Annotated in this window: 22 protein-coding genes; 19 read left to right on the top strand and 3 right to left on the bottom strand. The window is 58.2% G+C overall.

Annotated features, from left to right (window positions below; all coding sequences use genetic code 11):
- Nucleotides 1-15: 15 nt before the first annotated feature.
- Nucleotides 16-765 (bottom strand): SDR family NAD(P)-dependent oxidoreductase, encoded by a 750-nt coding sequence (locus AKN83_RS26015; protein ID WP_050402954.1) that lies wholly within the window; start codon nt 763-765, stop codon nt 16-18.
- A 137-nt stretch (nt 766-902) separates the two neighbouring features.
- Here AKN83_RS26015 and AKN83_RS26010 point away from each other — a divergent pair, with 137 nt between their 5' ends.
- From AKN83_RS26010 to AKN83_RS25965, 12 genes are all read left to right on the top strand, one after another.
- On the top strand, nt 903-1,784 hold the full coding sequence (locus tag AKN83_RS26010) for a LysR substrate-binding domain-containing protein (RefSeq protein ID WP_050403047.1): 882 nt from the start codon (nt 903-905) through the stop codon (nt 1,782-1,784).
- Between the two features lie 378 nt (nt 1,785-2,162).
- Nucleotides 2,163-3,665, top strand: a complete 1,503-nt coding sequence (gene nifD, locus AKN83_RS26005; RefSeq protein WP_050402955.1) for a nitrogenase molybdenum-iron protein alpha chain — start codon at nt 2,163-2,165, stop codon at nt 3,663-3,665.
- A gap of 66 nt (nt 3,666-3,731) precedes the next feature.
- The gene (gene nifK / locus AKN83_RS26000) at nt 3,732-5,288 is read left to right on the top strand and encodes a nitrogenase molybdenum-iron protein subunit beta (protein ID WP_050402957.1); all 1,557 of its coding nucleotides are present in this window, start codon (nt 3,732-3,734) and stop codon (nt 5,286-5,288) included.
- A 96-nt stretch (nt 5,289-5,384) separates the two neighbouring features.
- Nucleotides 5,385-7,031 (top strand): nitrogenase iron-molybdenum cofactor biosynthesis protein NifE, encoded by a 1,647-nt coding sequence (nifE, locus tag AKN83_RS25995; RefSeq protein ID WP_050402958.1) that lies wholly within the window; start codon nt 5,385-5,387, stop codon nt 7,029-7,031.
- A 9-nt stretch (nt 7,032-7,040) separates the two neighbouring features.
- On the top strand, nt 7,041-8,447 hold the full coding sequence (nifN, locus tag AKN83_RS25990; RefSeq protein ID WP_050402959.1) for a nitrogenase iron-molybdenum cofactor biosynthesis protein NifN: 1,407 nt from the start codon (nt 7,041-7,043) through the stop codon (nt 8,445-8,447).
- Entirely contained in the window at nt 8,444-8,839 is a 396-nt protein-coding gene (gene nifX, locus AKN83_RS25985; protein WP_050402961.1) for a nitrogen fixation protein NifX, read from the top strand. The genes nifN and nifX overlap by 4 nt, the downstream gene beginning before the upstream one ends.
- Before the next feature lie 6 nt (nt 8,840-8,845).
- Nucleotides 8,846-9,310 carry a NifX-associated nitrogen fixation protein gene (locus AKN83_RS25980; RefSeq protein ID WP_050402962.1) on the top strand — a complete coding sequence of 155 codons (465 nt, stop codon included), beginning with the start codon at nt 8,846-8,848 and terminating at the stop codon, nt 9,308-9,310.
- 8 nt (nt 9,311-9,318) lie between these two features.
- Entirely contained in the window at nt 9,319-9,528 is a 210-nt protein-coding gene (locus tag AKN83_RS25975) for a CCE_0567 family metalloprotein (protein WP_050402963.1), read from the top strand.
- 3 nt (nt 9,529-9,531) lie between these two features.
- The gene (fdxB, locus tag AKN83_RS25970) at nt 9,532-9,831 is read left to right on the top strand and encodes a ferredoxin III, nif-specific (RefSeq protein ID WP_050402964.1); all 300 of its coding nucleotides are present in this window, start codon (nt 9,532-9,534) and stop codon (nt 9,829-9,831) included.
- A 464-nt stretch (nt 9,832-10,295) separates the two neighbouring features.
- On the top strand, nt 10,296-10,619 hold the full coding sequence (locus AKN83_RS41355; protein WP_244522103.1) for a hypothetical protein: 324 nt from the start codon (nt 10,296-10,298) through the stop codon (nt 10,617-10,619).
- A 2-nt stretch (nt 10,620-10,621) separates the two neighbouring features.
- Nucleotides 10,622-11,077: a hypothetical protein gene (locus AKN83_RS41350; RefSeq protein ID WP_244522102.1), complete on the top strand. Its 456-nt coding sequence runs from the start codon at nt 10,622-10,624 to the stop codon at nt 11,075-11,077.
- A 739-nt stretch (nt 11,078-11,816) separates the two neighbouring features.
- Nucleotides 11,817-12,152, top strand: coding sequence for a Rieske (2Fe-2S) protein (locus AKN83_RS25965; RefSeq protein ID WP_050402966.1), 336 nt, complete (start codon nt 11,817-11,819; stop codon nt 12,150-12,152).
- 9 nt (nt 12,153-12,161) lie between these two features.
- Here the strand turns inward: AKN83_RS25965 and AKN83_RS25960 are convergent, their stop codons facing one another.
- Together AKN83_RS25960 and AKN83_RS39900 are read right to left on the bottom strand one after the other, a co-directional pair.
- On the bottom strand, nt 12,162-12,752 hold the full coding sequence (locus AKN83_RS25960) for a hypothetical protein (RefSeq protein WP_050402967.1): 591 nt from the start codon (nt 12,750-12,752) through the stop codon (nt 12,162-12,164).
- Complete coding sequence (locus AKN83_RS39900; RefSeq protein WP_143278325.1) at nt 12,752-13,015, bottom strand: hypothetical protein; 264 nt, start codon at nt 13,013-13,015, stop codon at nt 12,752-12,754. The genes AKN83_RS25960 and AKN83_RS39900 overlap by 1 nt, the downstream gene beginning before the upstream one ends.
- A 13-nt stretch (nt 13,016-13,028) precedes the next feature.
- Here AKN83_RS39900 and AKN83_RS25955 point away from each other — a divergent pair, with 13 nt between their 5' ends.
- The 7 genes from AKN83_RS25955 (at nt 13,029) to AKN83_RS38580 (ending at nt 18,060) form a co-directional block, all read left to right on the top strand.
- Nucleotides 13,029-13,349, top strand: coding sequence for a HesB/IscA family protein (locus tag AKN83_RS25955; protein ID WP_050402968.1), 321 nt, complete (start codon nt 13,029-13,031; stop codon nt 13,347-13,349).
- Nucleotides 13,350-13,369: 20 nt separating this feature from the next.
- Nucleotides 13,370-13,642: a hypothetical protein gene (locus AKN83_RS39895; protein ID WP_063695527.1), complete on the top strand. Its 273-nt coding sequence runs from the start codon at nt 13,370-13,372 to the stop codon at nt 13,640-13,642.
- The gene (nifS, locus tag AKN83_RS25945; RefSeq protein ID WP_050402970.1) at nt 13,594-14,844 is read left to right on the top strand and encodes a cysteine desulfurase NifS; all 1,251 of its coding nucleotides are present in this window, start codon (nt 13,594-13,596) and stop codon (nt 14,842-14,844) included. The genes AKN83_RS39895 and nifS overlap by 49 nt, the downstream gene beginning before the upstream one ends.
- Nucleotides 14,841-15,065: a putative nitrogen fixation protein NifT gene (gene nifT, locus AKN83_RS25940; protein WP_050402971.1), complete on the top strand. Its 225-nt coding sequence runs from the start codon at nt 14,841-14,843 to the stop codon at nt 15,063-15,065. Before nifS ends, nifT begins: the two co-directional genes overlap by 4 nt.
- Nucleotides 15,062-15,925 carry an SIR2 family NAD-dependent protein deacylase gene (locus AKN83_RS25935; RefSeq protein ID WP_050402972.1) on the top strand — a complete coding sequence of 288 codons (864 nt, stop codon included), beginning with the start codon at nt 15,062-15,064 and terminating at the stop codon, nt 15,923-15,925. Before nifT ends, AKN83_RS25935 begins: the two co-directional genes overlap by 4 nt.
- A gap of 341 nt (nt 15,926-16,266) precedes the next feature.
- Entirely contained in the window at nt 16,267-17,826 is a 1,560-nt protein-coding gene (gene nifB / locus AKN83_RS25930; protein WP_172803614.1) for a nitrogenase cofactor biosynthesis protein NifB, read from the top strand.
- A gap of 9 nt (nt 17,827-17,835) precedes the next feature.
- The gene (locus tag AKN83_RS38580) at nt 17,836-18,060 is read left to right on the top strand and encodes a 4Fe-4S binding protein (RefSeq protein WP_083992236.1); all 225 of its coding nucleotides are present in this window, start codon (nt 17,836-17,838) and stop codon (nt 18,058-18,060) included.
- Nucleotides 18,061-18,941: the final 881 nt, after the last annotated feature.

Raw genomic sequence — 18,941 nt, 5'->3', positions numbered from 1 at the left:
TCTCCATTGCTGCTCTTAGTGAATGAGCATCCCGCCGTTGACGTCGATCACGGTGCCGGTGACGTATGCCGAGAGGTCCGATGCGAGAAATGTGTAGATGCCGGCAACGTCCTTGGCCTCCCCGAGCCGTCCGAGCGGAATGCCTTCCAAGATCTTCGCTTTCATCTCGTCGTTGAGCTTGCCGGAAGTGATGTCGGTGCCTATCAATCCCGGCGTGACGCAGTTGACGCGGATACCATCGGCGCCAAATTCCCGAGCCATCGCCTTGGCAAGCCCAAGGACCCCCGCCTTCGCCGCCGAGTAGTGCGGACCACCGAAAATGCCGCCGCCGCGCTGGGCCGATACCGACGACATGCATGCAATCGATCCCGACTTGCGCATCCGCATATGCGGGATCACTGCCTGGGACAGGAACAGAATGCCCTTGAGGTTGACGTCCTGGATACGGTCCCAGTCGGCCGGCGTGATGTCGAGGAATTTGACCGGCTGTGTGATGCCGGCATTGTTGATCAGGATGTCGATTTGGCCGAAACGGTCGACGACAGCTTCGACTGCCTTCTGGCACGAAGCCTGGTCGGCGACGTTGCAAGCAATTCCGATATGAGCGTCGCCGAGGCCTTGCGCGGCGGCTTGTGCGGCGGTCCCGTCGATGTCGAGGATGGCAACCCGCGCGCCCTCTTCGGCAAATCGTCTGGCAGTTGCGAGGCCAATCCCGCGGGGCGAGGCCGCCCCTGTGATAATCGCCGTTTTGCCGCGAAGCAGCATTCGAATCCTCCTGTCCCTGTCGTTTTGGACGCCGCGCAGGCAGCCGGTCCTCTTGCCCCATTGCTTGAGCCGAGGGGCCGGCCGGGACAAACGCGCAGTTGTCTTGGATGTGTGAATCTGGTTCACTTATGGGTATGCTGCTGTCGAGCATTCCGATCTCCGCCATCCGGGCCTTCGAAGCGGCTGCGCGCAGTGGCTCCTTCAGCGACGCAGCCGAAGAATTGCATTTGACGCCGAGCGCCGTCAGCCACGCGATCCGCAAGCTGGAAAGCACCATGAGCACCGTTCTGTTCGAGCGGAGTGCTCGTTCCGTCCGTTTAACGCCCGCTGGCGAGAACCTGATGCGTCACGCCGGTGCGGCCTTCGACAATTTGCGGCGCGGGATCGAAGAAGTCGCAGGTCGCGGGCCGCAGCTCCTGAGGGTGCATTGTGCCCCAAGTTTCGCAGCGCAATGGCTGGCCCCGCGCCTGACCAAATTTCTCGCGGCCGAACCGAAACTGGAGGTTCGGCTCGCCGCCAACACGGAGTACGCCCGCTTCACGAACGACGATTTCGATCTGGACATCGTCTACGGTTCACCTCGCGGTGAGGGCCTCGAAGTGATCCCGCTTGGCGAAGAAACCGTCACCCCTCTGTGTGCTCCTCAGATCGCGAAGAGAATCCGCCAGCCAAAGGATTTGTTGAGCCAAGTTCTTATTCGCTCCGATGTGAAGCAGGTTCAATGGTATCAATGGTTCGTCGCGAACGGGCTCGAACCTCCAGCGATCCATGGAATGCGATTCGACCGCAGCTTTCTCGCAATAGCTATGGCTTGCGGCGGGGTTGGCGTGACGTTGGAATCAACTCGGTTGGCTGAAAGTGAGATAGCATCGGGGCGCCTGATAGCGCCCCTGGCTGGCCGCTCCACCGACATCCGCTACGTTGGTCATCATCTGGTGTTCCCGCGCGCCGGCCGTCAGCGCCGCGCATTGCAGACTTTCGTGGAATGGATCAGGTCTGAGATTGCGCCAAGTTTATAAATTAGCGTGAACTGGAGCTGACGTCCTTCGCGTTATTTCGTCGCGCTGCGGAATTTGGTCGCTATCGGGCCATAGCGGATTCTGGCAAGCCGTCCGCCCGGCAGATTTATAGGTTCACGTCTAGAACGAAAACACGCGCGAATAGCTGAGCGGAGCCATTTCGCACATAGTTCCCCTTGTTCCGTTTCGAACAGGTCAAACCAAGAAGCCTCCGAGCAAAGCGCGATGTCGCGTTCGCAACAACGGTGTTGCCCCCGCGCGAGACGCGCTAACTGCCGTTAATCGTTATGGGTTTTGTGTTCGCGAAGCGCTGGCATGCTGGTTGCAAAAGTTCTGGTCAGAAGCCGCTCTTGCAACAGCAAACCTTGAGGACATCAGATGAGTCTCGCCACGACCCAGAGTATCGCAGATATCAGGGCTCGCAACAAACAGCTGATCGAGGAGGTGCTGAAGGTCTATCCGGAGAAAACCGCGAAAAGACGTGCCAAGCACCTCAACGTTCACCAGGCCGGCAAGTCGGACTGCGGGGTGAAGTCCAACATCAAATCCATACCCGGCGTGATGACGATCCGGGGCTGCGCCTATGCGGGATCCAAGGGCGTGGTTTGGGGACCTATCAAGGACATGGTCCATATCAGCCATGGTCCTGTTGGCTGCGGGCAGTATTCGTGGGGATCGCGCCGCAACTATTACGTTGGTACGACGGGGATCGATAGCTTCGTGACCCTGCAATTCACCTCCGACTTCCAGGAAAAGGATATCGTATTCGGTGGCGACAAGAAGCTGGTCAAAGTTCTTGACGAGATCCAGGAGCTGTTTCCCCTCAACAACGGCATCACCATCCAATCGGAATGCCCGATCGGACTGATCGGCGACGATATCGAGGCTGTCTCAAGAACTAAATCCAAGGAGTATGGAGGCAAGACCATCGTGCCGGTCCGCTGCGAGGGTTTTCGTGGCGTGTCGCAGTCACTAGGTCACCACATTGCCAACGACGCGGTGCGTGACTGGATCTTCGACAAGCTCGAGCCCAACGGCACACCAAAGTTCGAGCCGACGCCTTACGATGTTGCAATCATCGGCGACTACAATATCGGCGGCGATGCCTGGTCATCGCGAATTCTGCTGGAGGAAATGGGCCTGCGGGTGATCGCGCAGTGGTCCGGGGACGGTTCACTCGCTGAACTCGAGGCAACTCCGAAAGCCAAGCTCAACCTTCTGCATTGCTACCGTTCAATGAACTACATCTCCCGCCACATGGAAGAGAAATTCGGCATCCCCTGGTGCGAATACAACTTCTTCGGACCTTCAAAGATTGCAGAATCGTTGCGGAAGATTGCGGCCTATTTCGACGACAAGATCAAGGAAGGGGCTGAGCGGGTGATTGAAAAGTACCAGCCGCTGGTCAACGCGGTGGTTGCGAAGTATCGCCCGCGCCTGGAGGGCCGAACGGTCATGCTGTATGTCGGCGGGCTTCGTCCGCGTCATGTGATTGGCGCCTACGAAGACCTCGGGATGGAAGTCGTGGGCACCGGATACGAGTTTGGCCACAACGACGATTATCAGCGCACAGCTCAGAACTACGTAAAGGACAGCACGCTGATCTATGACGACGTCAATGGCTACGAGTTCGAGCGCTTCGTCGAAAAGCTCCAGCCTGACCTCATCGGCTCGGGTATCAAGGAAAAATACGTGTTCCAGAAGATGGGTGTGCCGTTCAGGCAGATGCATTCCTGGGACTATTCGGGTCCATATCACGGCTATGACGGCTTTGCGATCTTTGCGCGCGACATGGACATGGCTGTCAACTCGCCTGTCTGGAAAAAGACGAAGGCGCCCTGGAAGGAAACACCGAGGGCCAAGCTCTTGGCTGCAGAATAGGGCAACAAGTCTCGCTCTCAGCGGAGAGCGGGGCAGTCAATTTCGATAATAAAAAGGATCTCAATAATGGCGCAAAGTGCCGAGCACGTGCTCGATCATCTCGAACTGTTCCGCGGTCCAGAATACCAGCAGATGCTGGACAAGAAGAAGATGTTCGAGGATCCCCGCGAGCCCGCCGAAGTCGAGCGTATCAAGGAATGGACGAAAACGCCGGAGTACCGCGAGAAAAATTTTGCGCGGGAGGCGCTAACGATAAACCCGGCCAAGGCCTGCCAGCCGCTTGGCGCCGTATTCGCCTCCGTCGGCTTTGAAGGCACGCTGCCTTTCGTTCACGGCTCGCAAGGCTGCGTGGCCTATTATCGCAGCCATCTGTCGCGACACTTCAAGGAGCCGTGTTCCTGCGTCTCTTCGTCGATGACCGAGGACGCTGCTGTATTCGGTGGCCTGAACAACATGATCGACGGGCTCGCAAACAGCTACAACATGTACAAACCCAAGATGATTGCGGTCTCCACGACCTGCATGGCTGAGGTGATCGGCGATGACCTGAATGCCTTCATCAAAACGTCCAAAGAGAAGGGCTCGGTTCCGGCGGAGTTCGACGTGCCATTCGCCCACACGCCGGCCTTCGTCGGCAGCCACGTCACCGGCTACGACAACGCGCTCAAGGGGATCTTGGAGCATTTTTGGGACGGCAAGGCCGGAACGGTGCCGAAGCTGGAGCGCAGGCCGAACCAGGCCATCAACATCATCGGCGGTTTCGATGGCTATGCCGTCGGAAACCTTCGCGAGATCAGGCGCATCCTGGAACTGATGGGAATCCAGCACACCATACTCGCCGACAACTCCGAAGTCTTCGACACCCCGACAGATGGCGAGTTCCGGATGTATGACGGCGGCACCACGCTGGAAGACGCAGCCAACGCCGTTCACGCCAAGGCGACAATCTCCATGCAGGAGTGGTGTACGGAGAAAACGTTGCAATTCGTGGCCGGGCATGGGCAGGATGTCGTGTCCTTCAACTACCCGATTGGCATATCCGCAACGGATGACTTGCTGGTGGCGTTATCGCGGATCGGCGGCAAGGACATTCCGGAGCAACTCGCACGAGAGCGTGGCCGCTTGGTCGATGCCATCGCCGATTCCAGTGCGCATATCCATGGCAAGAAGTTCGCGGTCTATGGTGATCCGGATCTCTGCTACGGGGTAGCTTCCTTTCTGCTCGAACTGGGCGCCGAGCCAACCCATGTGCTTTCCACCAACGGCAACAAGGCATGGCAGACAAAAATGGCGGCGCTGCTTGCAGGCTCGCCGTTTGGGCAGAGCTGCCAAGTCTACCCTGGCCGGGACCTCTGGCACTTGCGCTCGCTCCTATTTACCGAGCCGGTCGATTTTCTGATTGGCAACACATACGGCAAGTACCTCGAGCGTGACACTGGAACGCCACTGATCCGAATTGGCTTTCCAGTCTTTGATCGGCATCACCATCACCGCTCGCCCGTTTGGGGTTATCAGGGTGGCCTGAATGTGCTGGTCAAGATCCTCGACAAGATCTTCGACGAAATCGACAAGAAGACCAACCTTCTTGGCAAAACCGACTACAGCTTCGACATCATTCGCTGATGACGAACGGTGCGCGTGCCATCGCCAAACCCGGCGGTGGCACGGCACCAATGCACGGCGGTTAATCTCTCAATTAGTTTGCTGAGGGGAAAACGGATGAGTTCGCTAGCGGCCACGGTCCAGAATATCTTCGACGAGCCGGGCTGCGCCAAGAATGGCAGTAAGTCGAAGGCTGCTCGCAGGAAGGGCTGCACCAGGCAACTGCAGCCGGGCAGTGCTGCGGGCGGCTGCGCTTTCGACGGTGCCAAGATCGCGCTGCAGCCGTTTACCGATGTCGCTCACTTGGTGCACGGTCCGATTGCGTGCGAAGGCAACTCCTGGGACAATCGCGGCTCGGCGTCGTCTGGCTCAAATCTGTGGCGAACCGCATTCACAACCGACCTGAACGAAACCGATATCGTATTCGGAGGCGAGCAGCGGCTGTGCAAGGCAATCACAGAAATCATCAGTAAGCGGGACCCTCCCGCGATCTTCGTCTATCAGACTTGCATCCCGGCGATGATCGGCGACGATATCGATGCGGTTTGCAAGGCTGCATCTCAAAGGTTCGGCAAACCAGTTATACCGATCAATTCCCCAGGGTTCGTTGGCTCCAAAAACCTGGGTAACAAGCTCGCCGGCGAGGCCCTGCTCGAACATGTCATCGGAACGCAGGAGCCGGACTACACAACGCCGTACGACATCAACCTGATCGGAGAATACAACCTTTCAGGAGAGTTCTGGCAAGTGAAGCCATTGCTGGACGAACTCGGAGTCCGGATTCTCTCATGCATCTCTGGCGACGGAAAGTATCGCGAGGTCGCTTCTTCTCATCGTGCGCGGGCGGCGATGTTGGTCTGCTCAAAATCTATGATCAACGTCGCACGCAAAATGAAGGAACGCTACGGGATCCCGTTCTTCGAGGGGGCGTTCTACGGTATTCAGGATTCGAGTGATTCGCTTCGCCAGATCGCCCGCTTATTAGTCGAGCGCGGCGCCCCCCAAGAGTTGCTCGGGCGCACTGATGCGGTGATCGCGCGCGAGGAAACGCGCGCCTGGGCTGCCATCGAACCGTACAAGCCACGTTTCAAAGGCAAGAAGGCCTTGTTGATTACCGGCGGCGTCAAGTCATGGTCGGTCGTGGCGGCACTGCAGGAAGCCGGTCTCGAATTGGTCGGAACCAGCGTGAAGAAATCGACCGGGGAGGACAAGGAACGCATCAAGGAGCTGATGGGGCAGGATGCCCACATGATCGAGGAGATGACGCCGCGCGAAATGTACAGAATGTTGAAAGAAGCGGAAGCAGACATCATGCTGTCGGGCGGCAAATCGCAGTTTGTCGCACTGAAGGCGGCGATGCCCTGGATCGATATCAACCAAGAGCGGTGCCATGCCTATCTGGGCTATCTTGGAATGGTCAAACTGGTGGAGGAGATCGACAAGTCGCTCTCCAATCCGATGTGGGAGCAGCTGCGTCGACCTGCGCCATGGCAGGTCTTGGCGAAGGAGATGGTGCAGATGCGATCACCGCTGGCCGAGATCGCTTGCGATCCTGCGCTCGGCGAAACGGCGCGCCGAGCCAAGGAGATCTGCCTTTGCAACAAGGTAGATCTCGGAACAATCGAGGATGCGATTACCGCCCATGGCTTGATCAGCGTGGAAGCTGTCAGAGAGCACACCAATGCGGTCGGCGGCTGCTGCAACAGACGCATCGAGGAAATCTTGGCGGCCTCACCATCTGCCCTGCCACAGGCCGCAGAATAAGGACCTGTTATGGCCCTCGTCAAAGCGTCTACTAAATCTTGTGCGGTCAATCCGCTGAAGATGAGCCAGCCGATCGGCGGAGCCTTCGCCTTTATGGGGTTGCGTGGGGCTATGCCGCTTCTGCACGGCTCGCAAGGCTGTACATCCTTCGGGCTCACGCTTTTCGTGCGCCATTTCAAGGAAGCAGTACCGCTGCAAACCACCGCTATGAGCGAGGTCGCAACCGTGCTCGGTGGCTACGAGAATCTCGAGCAGGCGATACTCAATATCCACAGCCGAGCCAAGCCAAAGATCGTGGGGATCTGCTCAACCGGGGTTACAGAGACCAATGGCGACGATGTCGATGCCTACCTCAAGCTGATCCGGGACAAGCATCCGCAACTTGCAAAATTGCCGATGGTCTATGTCTCGACACCAGATTTCAAGGGAGCGTTCCAGGATGGCTGGGAGAAGGCTGTGGCGCGTATTGTGGAGGCGTTGGTCGAGGGGCCGGGCGTGAGTGGACTGCGCGACCCGTCCAGGGTGAATGTTCTTCCAGGATGCCACCTCACCCCCGGTGATCTAGACGAACTCCGGGCCATCTTGGAGGATTTCGGTTTGCGGCCGTCCTTTTTGCCTGATCTGGCAGGCTCGCTTGATGGGCATATCCCCGATGAGTTTACGCCGACAACCATAGGCGGCATCGGCGTCGACGAAATTGCGAGCATGGGACGCGCTCAATGGACGATCGCAATTGGCGCACAGATGCGACGCGCGGCGGAGGTCCTGCAGGCCAAGGCCGACGTGCCATTTCGCCTGTTCGAACGGCTTTGTGGTCTCGATCCCAACGACGAATTTATCACCTTTTTGAGCGAGATCAGCGGCCGGCCCGTACCGGTGAAATATCGGCGGCAGCGTGGCCAGCTCACCGATGCAATGCTGGACGCGCACTTCCATATTGGTGGTCGCAGAGTTGCGATCGCCGCCGAGCCCGACCTCCTGTTCGACCTGTCCAGTACGCTGCATGACATGGGCGCGCAGGTGACCGCAGCAGTGACAACCACGCAGTCGGTGGTTATTGAGCGAGTCAAGGCCGAGGAAGTCTTCATCGGTGATCTCGAGGATCTCGAGGAGCTCGCCAGAACCAAACAATGCGACCTGCTGGTCACGCATTCGCATGGCAGGCAAGCGGCGGCTCGTTTGAAAATTCCGTTCTATCGCGCGGGTTTTCCGATGTTCGATCGGCTTGGTGCAGGACACCAGCTATCCGTCGGCTATCGTGGTACGCGCGATATGATTTTCGATATCGCCAATCTCGTAATTGCTGACCGAGAGGAGAACCACCAGCCTACGCCGGATAGCTGGCGGGCTCCGGCCGCACTGCCACGACGAGCCGGCCACGGCTCGAGTGGCGCAGCTGGGAGGTTGACGGCATGAAGGTCGCATTCGCTACGCAAGATCTTAGACGGGTCGATGCACATTTTGGTTGGGCGAAGAATATCGCAATCTATGATGTCGCGCCGGGTGGGCACGTCTTTATTAAAGCAATTGAGTTTGAGGGCGATCTCAAGGAAGATGGCAACGACGATAAGTTGGCGCCAAAGATCGATGCAATTAAGGATTGTGTAATTCTCTATGTCGCCGCAATCGGCGGTGCTGGTGCCGCGAGGGTGGTGGCCAACAAGATCCATCCTATCAAGGTGAGCAAGCCGGAAAGCATCCTGATGCTGCTTGAAAAGCTTCAGGAAGTACTGAAGGGAACGCCACCTCCTTGGCTGCGCAAGGCCATGGCCAAGGACCAGCGCCGCGCGTTTGAGTTCGACGAATGAGGTGAGATGACCGAAGAAATAGTGCGGCAGGGTAGCAGCATCGACGCGCCGTTCCTCATCGAGCTAATCCGGATGTGGCGCGCTCAGGATGCCAACGGCGCCTGGACGAACAAGAGCGATCTCGACCTACTCGAACCTTATGTCTTGAACAAGGAGAAGCGGCGCGCCCTGCCGATTGTCGGCGATCCCGATCCCGACACGCTGTGGCGGCTTGAGTTGTTCTTCGACGCGGTCGCGCTCTCGATCGAGAGGGCCACCGGCGTGATGGTCCAGCCCATTATGAAGCTGCATCATGAAGGCTTCGGCCGCGTGGTGTTGGTCGCAGGGCGCCTGATCGCCGTGAACAAGCAGCTACGCGATGTGCATCGTTTTGGCTTCGTTAATCTCGTAAAGCTTGCACAGGAAGGCGACAAATATGTCAACGACGGAATCGACATGGTTCGCAGATTTCCGGACGTGGCGAACTATTGAGGGCGCTCATGAGTGATCGTGAAGTATTGAAAGCAGAACTGAAGAAGCTGTCAGGAAAAGCGCTGCAAGCGAAAATGGATTTGCACGATCTGTCGGAGGAATTGCCTGTCAACTGGGGCTCGATCATGACAGTGGCGGAGAAGGCGTACGATGCCTATGCCGAACTCGAGCGCAAGAGCCATGATTTGAAGGCGCTGGAAAATAACCAAAGGGGCTGACTTATGTCATTTACAGCGCGCGATGGCCGCGAGTGGATACCGGAATACTTGACGTCGATCGATGACAAGAAGTGCATCGGTTGTGGGCGCTGTTTCAAGGTGTGCGGTCGAGATGTCATGACTTTGAAGGGAATCAGCGAAGAGGGCGAGCTTGTCGATTTAGACGATGACGCGGACGATGAGATCGAAAAGAAGATCATGGTTCTAAATGATCAGGGCGCCTGCATCGGCTGCGGCGCCTGCGCAAGGGTGTGCCCGGCCAATTGCCAGGTCCACACCTCAGTCGGAGCTGAGGTCACATAAGCGAAGACCCCCTCGTCCAGCAGCAGAGGATAGTGCAATCACATGTGCTACCTGGGCGGGTGACGCGCTCGTGATCAGTGAGCTCGTATCTTTGATCAGGCCATCGTGCTCAAACCTCATCGGGGATTTTAGTACTGGTTGAGAGCAACAACGTCGAGCGGCACGTCGTTGACCGCCCGTCAGCGAGAAGGGACACGCGGTTCACCTATCCAGCGGAGCCTTAAGGCGGCCGAGTCGTTGTCTGTCTTCCGGTGGATGCCTTGCCGACTCCGTAGTGGGCCGGTGGCGCGGTAAGCTTGTGATCAGCTAGAGATTGTATATCCTCATTGCGGAGCTTGCGCGGCACGAGCCCGACTGCGTGCAATTCGCCGATAGGATAGCGATCCGGATGTATGGCAGAATCGTTGGCTCATCCAGCCCGTCCACAAGCGCTTATCAGGCTGATGATTCGAGCGAGGCGGGAGATGGCCCCCGTTTTGCGCAAACAGTTGCGCGCATGGAGCGAGGTGGGGCATCGTCGGGGGGCAGCGGCGCCATACTCTCTGAGTTCCGATCCAACCATTGTCAAAATCGACGAACAAGAAGACTTCATGAATCTCGTGGAGATATACTTGCGTCGCGATATCAGGGACATCGCCGACAATCCACAAGAGTATTCAGAGTTTGTTTCGAGGAAAGCTGAGTGGGCTGCAACTGTTGCTGGAGCCCATGCCAACACTTACCACGACCCGAATAACCCCGGAAGTTCTTCAGCTGTCAGCTGGGTGACGAAAGTGTCGGCCTGCTAGCAGTGGGTGGCCCGGTCCGGATCAAGGGAGACCGGTTTCGAGAACAGTTCGGGCGTAACGATATCACGTCCGTAGTAGATCTACGCGTTACTCAGCCGTTTGTCGAAAACGCAGGCGATATCCTGCTCGAGCATCAATTGCGATTGGGCGGCGATCATCCATTGGTATTGTCGCGTCCTGCCCGACCGGGGATGGAGCCCCTTCTAGCTGAAACGGGTTTTGTTCACGTGGGTCGCAATCACTGGGTGCTCGACCCTCATCAGAAACCCGAAGTGTGGACGAAGAACGAGAACAGCGAGTGGCAGCGAGTAGGCAAGCCTGCAAAATATCTTTCCAAGGTCGAAGAAGCCCGCAGCGGTCATCGAGAGAGCATTGAGTCGGACTCATCTGACGATGATCCTTCGTTTTATTTGGAGGGTGAACTTCGACGAATGGCTGTTGAAGACGATCCGGAATAATGGGAGTGCGGCGGAACTGATGGGTTTTCGCCCTGGCTCGCGTATGAGCAGGAGGCGTAGCCTTGAAGGGAGCGCGCGCCACGTCGCGCTCCCTTGCCAGATGCCGGTTCGCGAGTTGGTTGGTGGAGTTGGCCGGCCTTGTGTCATACGTGCCGGGGGCCTGCTTCGCCGAGCCAGTAGTGCCTTGGTGCGCGGTTTGGGAGAGGGCCTGTTTTAATCCGGCTTTCGAGCGGCAATCTGAGGCAAATGCGGGAACCGATTGTGCTCACGATGTCAGTACTTCCGTTGAATCTGGTATCACTGAACGGATTGCGAAATTGGCGATCTTGAAAATCGTTCTGCGACGGCTAGCGCGAGGTGTGCCATCGGGTGTGCGACCAAACGGGCGTTCCAGCGTACGATCGAGCGTCTTGTCGGGCTCTCCAGCGCATGGACGAAATTATCGGTACAATAGAACATCAGTTCTATAGAGACGCGCGGCAGCGCCAATGCGCGTACGCTGGGAGGCGGAATGGACCGGTACACCAGGAGCAACGAGTTGCGCACGCGCTTGCGGTTCTGCTAGCCGGACAAGCTGTACGGTACCGCTAAGGCTGCGCGAACGCCGAGCAGCGCTCCGACGGTTTTTGCAGCACAAGGCACAGCAACACTGCAGAGCCCTTGCGATAGGCGAGCAACGAATGCAAGTAGATGCTATTTCGCGATTTGTGGTTTTAACGACATTCCGAGCCGCAAGGCCATGGGATTCCACCTTATGGTCCTCGATCACGACGGCAATCACCGGCCGTGGCCCATCGTTGTGGTACGCTGGGGTAGGAAGGTGCTTGGCTATCTCAATAGATGCCCTCACAATGGCGTTGCTTTGGACCGGGAACAAAACGAGTTCCTCGATCCAAGCGGCGTCCGGCTGATGTGCGGCAAACACGGATCCACCTTCGAGCTCGGAACCGGGCTGTGCGTCGATGGTCCGTGTAAGGGCAGAACGCTCACGCCAATCGCCTTGACAGTGCTGGATGGCGATATCTGTGTCGTCGGCATGCGTCTTGTCGAAGATGATGCGTCCCGGAACGAATGACGTCCGCGCTCAGACCGGCCGGTTCTCGTTGCGGTTTTTTACCGGCTCCATCCTCTCCAGCCCGTCTTCATAGGAGATCTCGTCGTAGGGTAGATCGAGAGCCTTTGCCGCATCGAGGAGGTAATCAAGCTTGCCGCCCGCATCCAGCTTCTTGAGGTCGTCCTTGTTGAGCCCGACCAGGTCCATCATCTCCTTCCAAACAGTGGATTCATCGCACGGCAGGACGTGGAAGGTAATGCCACCGAGCCTGATGTGGTACTTCGCCAGCAAATCGACGTTGTTACAGAACAAGAAATAACTGCCCTTTTGGCTTAACGCACCGTCAAGCACGGCCGCGACGTCAGCAAGGTAGGCCAAGGAGTGCAGGTAGCCGGCCAGCACCGGGATAGTACGTTCTCCGTCCTGCGCGATCGTCAGAACCTGTTCGATCGAATAGTCCGGCGGCCGCTTCTCGTCCGCGACTTGCGTCTGAAATTTTAGTGCTATGTCGCCGCGAAAGCCAAACCGGCCGGGCTTGGTCGTCCCGCCCTTGAGTACAGCATTGAGCAGGCGGCCCTCCTTCTCAAGTCGACCGAGTGCGGTGTTCTCGATTGCAGTCATTAAATTCGTCCTCGATTTGAGCTTTTCACCGGCGCGCTGGCCGATGCCAGATGCGATGCAAATTGCTTGCCGCCGCCTCTGTAACGACCTCCAGCCGTGCCGCGAAACAAAACGCCTGTGCGAGAGGCGATCGTCCCAGGCAGCGTTGTCACAAACTCGACACCGGCGTTGATGAAGCCGACAGATGCGACCAAAAAAGTAAGCGGGATCAAGCTTTGCACGCTGGCACATGACTTGCCATTGTCGGGCAGACCTAAGCTCATGAGAGGGTAAGCCATGATCAGCCTGACAGATAGCGCAGTGAGTGCCATCAAAGGCGCGATGGCATCATCAATGCACCCGACCGGTGGCTTGCGCATTTTGGTCGAAGCAGGCGGCTGCAATGGGTTCAAATACAAGATGGGCTTGGCCGAGGTGCCGACGCTTGGTGACACCGTGATCGAATGCGGGGGTCTGAAGGTATTTGTCGACAGCAAGAGCCATGAGCATCTGATCGGCACGACCATTGATTTCGTCCTGGCGCCGGATAGTCCCGGATTCATCTTTCAAAACCCGAACGCCGCCGCGAGCTGCTCCTGCGGCAAATCGTTCAGCTGATAAAGAGGAAACATCGCAGCATGCTGGCCGAACCGGAAGAAGTATGGCAATCGTCGGCTGCGAGAGCGCTTCGCATTCGCGACGCAATCGGACAGATGCGAGCGGATCTGCATGGCGACCGTCGGCTCATCCGGACCAATAGCCACAGGACCATCGCCAGTCTGAACGGCGCATCCGCGTTCTGTAAGCGTCCTAGACTGACGCTGGACCGCATTCAGACGAGGCTGATCGACAAAATATGCGAATGCGTTCGTCTCGTCCCGATTGCGGCTGTCGGCGAGGCCCTGGATTGAGTGGGACCCAAGTGCCGATTTACCTCGACAATAATGCAACGACCCGGACCGATCCATCCGTCGTGCAAGCTATGTTGCCGTTCTTCACCGAGCAATTCGGCAACGCTTCATCCACGCATGTCTTTGGCGGCGAGGTCGCAGTCGCCTTGAAGCAGGCCCGGGGTAGCTTACGGCGGTTGCTAGGCTGCGCATACGATCATGAGATCGTGTTCACCTCAGGAGGGACCGAGGCCAACAATGCCGCGATTCTCTCTGCGCTTGCGACCCAAGAGGGCCGCGACGAGATCGTCACCACAGCGGTCGAGCATTCTGCCATTCTTGCCGTGACGGAGCAATTGGGGGCAAGCGGAGTCAAGACGCATGTCGTATCGGTAGATTCCCGCGGCCGGCTCGATATCGAGGCGTTTCGCAGCGCTCTCGGGCCACGGACAGCGGTTGCTTCCGTTATGTGGGCCAATAACGAGACCGGCACGATATTTCCTGTAGAGTTCCTTGCAGGGTTGACCCATGAGGCGGGCGCGCTGTTTCACACCGATGCTGTCCAGGCCGTCGGCAAGATGCGCGTAGACCTTAAGCACAGTGCGATCGACATGCTGTCGCTATCCGCGCACAAACTGCACGGACCCAAAGGCATCGGCGCGCTATATCTGCGCAAGGGGACAAGTTTCCGACCCCTGATCTGGGGCGGATCACAGGAACGACGGCGCCGCGGCGGAACGGAGAATATTCCTGCAATCGTCGGCCTTGGAAAGGCTGCAGAGCTTGCGGCGGAGCGGCTCGAACCTGAGCGCGTTCGCATTGCTGCGTTGCGCGATCGCCTCGAGCAGGGAATACTGCACATTGGCGAGTGTATTGCGCTCGGCGATATCAGCAACCGGCTAGCGAACACGACCAATATTGCCTTCGACCATCTCGAAGGCGAAGCGATCGCCCACCATCTCAATCGGGCCGGCATTGCTGTGTCGCTCGGATCAGCCTGCAACGCGGGCTCAATGGAGCCATCGCATGTCTTGCGGGCCATGCGGGTGCCGGCGTGGAGCATGCACGGTGCGGTGCGCTTCTCGCTATCGCGAGAAACCTCATTCGCGGAGGTCGACGAGGTCGTGTGCGCCGTGTCTGACATCGTGGCTCGCCTGCGCGCCACTTCGCGGGAGTCGGCCCGCTTGGCCAGCCATGATTCACAGTCAAGGAGTTCAACGTGAAAATCATGATCCGCCGGTCTCCGGACGCGGGCCTGTCGATCTACGTACCAAAGAAAGACCTCGAAGAGTCGATCGTCGAGTCCGAATATGAGACCCTCTGGGGCGGGTGGATCAAAATAGCCAATGGGTGGGTACTCGATTTGCCCAAGATGGCGAGCGATACAAAATTACCGATCACAATCGACGCTAAAAAGCGGAGCGCGGACGGAGAGGGTCCGTGAAGGGGCCTCGGCGGATCGACTTTGTCGATGCAGCCGATGCCAAGACCATTCTCGCGGACGTCGCTGCCGGGTTAAGGGCTGCGCGCGTGGTGCCCTATCTCGGTCCTGGCCTCACCGGACTGTCCAGATCCGATGCGCCGGCCACGCCCGAGGCGCTGGCCGACTTCTTCGCCAGCAAGATTGCGCTGCCTCGGCGGACCAAAGGCAATGCGTGGGCGTCGGCGCAGCATATCGAGGTCAGCAAACATCGCTCTACGCTGACGACATTGATGGTGCAAGCCTTCGCTCGATCAGCGGAGCCGACGCCGTTACATCATCATTTCGCGTCCCTGTCGCCGCCCGTCATCGTCGATGCATGGTACGACGGCGCAATGCGCGCCGCGCTGGGCAAGCGCAAGGGATGGGGTGAAGTGCAGGGCATTACCCGTGCCGGCATTGGCGAGAATCGTTGGTATCGCTTCTATGATTCCTCTGGCCAAGAGGTCGAAAGTGCCGTGGCCGGCAGCTGGGCGACGGTGCTCTATAAGCCGCATGGCAGCGTGCACCCGGCCAACAACTTCCTGATCTCCGATTCTGACTATGTCGAGGCCTTGACCGAGATCGACATTCAGACGCCAATTCCGGACATCATCAAGGAAAGGCGGAGCGGACGGACCTTTCTCTTCATCGGCTGTCGCTTTAACGACCAGCTGTTGCGCAGCTATGCGCGGCAGATTATCAAGCGCTCGGGTGGCCCCCACTATGCGATCGTCAATCCGGATACGCTGTCGCGCAACGAGCTCCGTTTTCTACTCGAACAAGGTCTGGCGCCGCTTGCGATTTGGCTCCCTTGCGCGGTTGAGATACTGCTCACCCGTTAGATGTGTGAAGCTCGATAGCCCAACTGGTATCGCCAGTTGTGAGATGGCGCGATGCACGAAACGCCCGTTCGGATGAAGCCGGGTGTGGCGCGCGCGTTGGCACCATCATTGATGCGTCAGCCCGCATAGTTCTGAGTGAGAATGAGACGTATCTGTCGCATTCTTAACAAGCGTATCATTGCCGCTCTTACATGTCTCAACGTCGGTCGGACCCGATAACGCTATGACATGCTGACCAAATATCGTCTTCTGCGCCGTGGCATGTGAGTTGCTACGCCTCATCTTGAGGCTCGCTCACGGATGGTCCTGGGAAGCCAATGTGCCCGCGGGGAAGATAGAGAATGAGTGCGATGGTGGGGAGCGGAGGGTACGCCAAAGCTGCGCCGGATAACGGCACGATGATGCAGTCTGCCGCCGAGCATAAGGGCTGTCGCACCGCAGCCAAGACCGCCCAGGCAGGCTGCGGGTCACGGACAAGCCAAGGCGATCTGCCGAGCGAAATCTGGGAAAAGGTGAAGAAACATCCCTGCTACAGCGAAGAGGCGCATCATCATTACGCCCGCATGCATGTGGCGGTCGCGCCAGCCTGTAACATCCAGTGCAATTACTGCAATCGCAAATATGACTGCGCCAATGAATCTCGCCCGGGCGTGGTGAGCGAGAAGCTCACCCCTGAGCAGGCGGTGAGAAAAGTGCTCGTGGTCGCGACCGCCATTCCGCAGATGACCGTGCTCGGAATCGCTGGTCCCGGCGATGCTCTCGCCAATCCAGCAAAGACGTTCAAGACGTTCGAACTGGTCGCCAAGGCGGCGCCCGACATCAAGCTGTGTCTGTCGACGAACGGACTGGCTCTGCCGGACCATATTGACACGATCGTCAGGTCCAGAATCGACCACGTCACCATCACTATCAACGCGATCGATCCCGAAATCGGCGCCAAGATCTATCCCTGGATCTTCTTCAGCCATAAACGTTACACCGGCATCGATGCGGCGAGGATACTCACCGACCGTCAGCTGCAAGGACTGGAGATGCTTAGCGAACGGGGGATCCTGTGCAAGGTTAACTCGGTAATGATCCCCCACATCAACGATCAGCACCTGGTCGAGGTCAACAAGGCGGTGAAGGCGCGCGGTGCCTTCCTTCACAATATCATGCCGCTGATCTCCGCGCCTGAGCACGGCACGGTGTTTGGCCTAAACGGTCAACGCGGGCCGTCGGCGCAGGAATTGAAGACGCTGCAGGATGCTTGTGAAGGGAAGATGAACATGATGCGGCATTGTCGCCAGTGCCGCGCTGATGCTGTCGGACTGATCGGAGAGGATCGCAGCGCAGAGTTCAGTACGGATCAGATCATGAAAATGGGCGTCAAATATGACCTTGCTACGCGCAAGGCTTATCAAGACAGGGTGGAGGACGAGCGGGCCGTCAGCGTCGTGGCCCTCCAACAAGAGCTTACACAGTTCGCCGCCGAGACGAGCGCGATCAAGGTTCTGGTGGCGGTCGCAACCAAGGGCGCGGGACTCATCAACGAGCACTTTGGGCATGCAAAGGAATTCCAAGTATATGAACTTTCTACATCCGGCGCAAAGTTCATCGGTCACCGTCGCGTCGACGTCTACTGCCAGGACGGTTATGGCGAGGAGGACAGGCTTTCGACCATCATTCGTGGCATTCATGACTGCCATGCGGTGTTCGTGGCCAAGATCGGCGGCTGCCCAAAAAGCAACCTGATCAAGGCCGGGATCGAGCCGGTTGATCAATACGCGCATGAGTTCATCGAGAAGTCGACGATCGTCTGGTTCAGGTCCTATCTCGACAAGGTGAAGAGCGGCGATGTCCAGCACGAGGAGCGCGGCGACGCCGCGATCCGCCAGGGAGCTCTGATCTCCGCGGCGTAAGGGGGGTATATGCCATTCAAGATCATCGCCTCTCAGTGTACCAGCTGCTCAGCTTGCGAACCCTTATGCCCGAACGTTGCCATCTCGGAAAAGGGAGGAAGCTTTGTCATCGAAGCGACGAAATGCACCGAATGTATTGGCCATTTCGACGAGCCGCAATGCGTTGCGGCCTGTCCGGTCGACAATACCTGCGTGATCGACACGTCCTTACCCCGCTATCAGGCGCCAGCTTAGGATGCGAGCTTCCATGAACGGCATGCCAAGAGCTGGGGCTAAAAAATTTGCAAACTTCGTGTGGCGCGTTGTCAACACCGCAGGTCTCGACCTTCGTGCCTCCCCTCGCGAAGGCGGCTGCTCCGGATGTTCCTGCGATCGTGCTGCTGGTCGCCGGCAGCGGAGCGTTGGCAGGCATTTCATTTGGCGCGGCAGGCCAAAAGCGCCTCTCAGCTCCGAGCGTAGGCTTCTGGGCCGCGCCATTATCGTTTATGTGACTGACGAGGTCACGCTGATCGGCGCATGCGCGGCGGGATCAGTCTTACCGAGCCGCAACATCGCGGAATGCGCCGGGCGAACGAAGCTGCCGATGACCTTCGAGGCCGCAGCCAGGTCGCCATTTGCCGGTCAGGGAGCGCTGATCGCGCGCACTTCGTTCGGCGAAGTCCCGGGCCAAGGCCGGCGGATGGTTAACGCGACTGATGCTGCACTTGATCACGCCGATATCATCATGCCGCGGTTGCATCCCGCCGTGTTGATGGACCTGGCCGGCCTGCAGATATGGGCAGGCAATCGGAAAGAGGGGACGAGGCCGCGACCAAGCTGCTCGAACTCGAACCGGCTGACAAGATCGGTACCGAATCGCGCGCGGACGTCCTGGAGCGGAGGAGCCAATCCGAAGATCGACCATATTGGCAACGCCGCCCTGAGGCATCACTCCAATTACAGGGCCTGCGCTCGTCGGTCGCGCAAGAGGGGCTGCGACTGCCGGCGTTCGGCTATTTGCCCAAATGATTGGGCCGGCTACGTCTCCAGCACGTCTCCCGGCGGAATCCCGCGCTCAGCAATGGCGGCACTTGGCGCGCAGACGTTGAGGTCTGAGCGATCGTGTCCACGCAGGC

This window comes from Bradyrhizobium embrapense, from assembly GCF_001189235.2.
Lineage (GTDB): Bacteria > Pseudomonadota > Alphaproteobacteria > Rhizobiales > Xanthobacteraceae > Bradyrhizobium > Bradyrhizobium embrapense.
This window is presented reverse-complemented; position numbering and strand designations above follow the sequence as displayed.

Coding starts and splice junctions, on each gene's coding strand:
- nifK (WP_050402957.1), top strand. CDS start 3,732: ATGGCGCAAAGTGCCGAGCACGTGCTCGATCATCTCGAACTGTTCCGC.
- nifE (WP_050402958.1), top strand. CDS start 5,385: ATGAGTTCGCTAGCGGCCACGGTCCAGAATATCTTCGACGAGCCGGGC.
- AKN83_RS26015 (WP_050402954.1), bottom strand. CDS start 765: ATGCTGCTTCGCGGCAAAACGGCGATTATCACAGGGGCGGCCTCGCCC.
- AKN83_RS25965 (WP_050402966.1), top strand. CDS start 11,817: ATGGGATTCCACCTTATGGTCCTCGATCACGACGGCAATCACCGGCCG.
- nifB (WP_172803614.1), top strand. CDS start 16,267: ATGAGTGCGATGGTGGGGAGCGGAGGGTACGCCAAAGCTGCGCCGGAT.
- AKN83_RS38580 (WP_083992236.1), top strand. CDS start 17,836: ATGCCATTCAAGATCATCGCCTCTCAGTGTACCAGCTGCTCAGCTTGC.
- fdxB (WP_050402964.1), top strand. CDS start 9,532: ATGTCATTTACAGCGCGCGATGGCCGCGAGTGGATACCGGAATACTTG.
- nifX (WP_050402961.1), top strand. CDS start 8,444: ATGAAGGTCGCATTCGCTACGCAAGATCTTAGACGGGTCGATGCACAT.
- nifN (WP_050402959.1), top strand. CDS start 7,041: ATGGCCCTCGTCAAAGCGTCTACTAAATCTTGTGCGGTCAATCCGCTG.
- AKN83_RS39900 (WP_143278325.1), bottom strand. CDS start 13,015: ATGAGCTTAGGTCTGCCCGACAATGGCAAGTCATGTGCCAGCGTGCAA.
- AKN83_RS25960 (WP_050402967.1), bottom strand. CDS start 12,752: ATGACTGCAATCGAGAACACCGCACTCGGTCGACTTGAGAAGGAGGGC.
- AKN83_RS25980 (WP_050402962.1), top strand. CDS start 8,846: ATGACCGAAGAAATAGTGCGGCAGGGTAGCAGCATCGACGCGCCGTTC.
- AKN83_RS39895 (WP_063695527.1), top strand. CDS start 13,370: ATGCTGGCCGAACCGGAAGAAGTATGGCAATCGTCGGCTGCGAGAGCG.
- nifS (WP_050402970.1), top strand. CDS start 13,594: ATGCGTTCGTCTCGTCCCGATTGCGGCTGTCGGCGAGGCCCTGGATTG.
- AKN83_RS41355 (WP_244522103.1), top strand. CDS start 10,296: ATGGCCCCCGTTTTGCGCAAACAGTTGCGCGCATGGAGCGAGGTGGGG.
- AKN83_RS25955 (WP_050402968.1), top strand. CDS start 13,029: ATGATCAGCCTGACAGATAGCGCAGTGAGTGCCATCAAAGGCGCGATG.
- nifD (WP_050402955.1), top strand. CDS start 2,163: ATGAGTCTCGCCACGACCCAGAGTATCGCAGATATCAGGGCTCGCAAC.
- AKN83_RS25975 (WP_050402963.1), top strand. CDS start 9,319: ATGAGTGATCGTGAAGTATTGAAAGCAGAACTGAAGAAGCTGTCAGGA.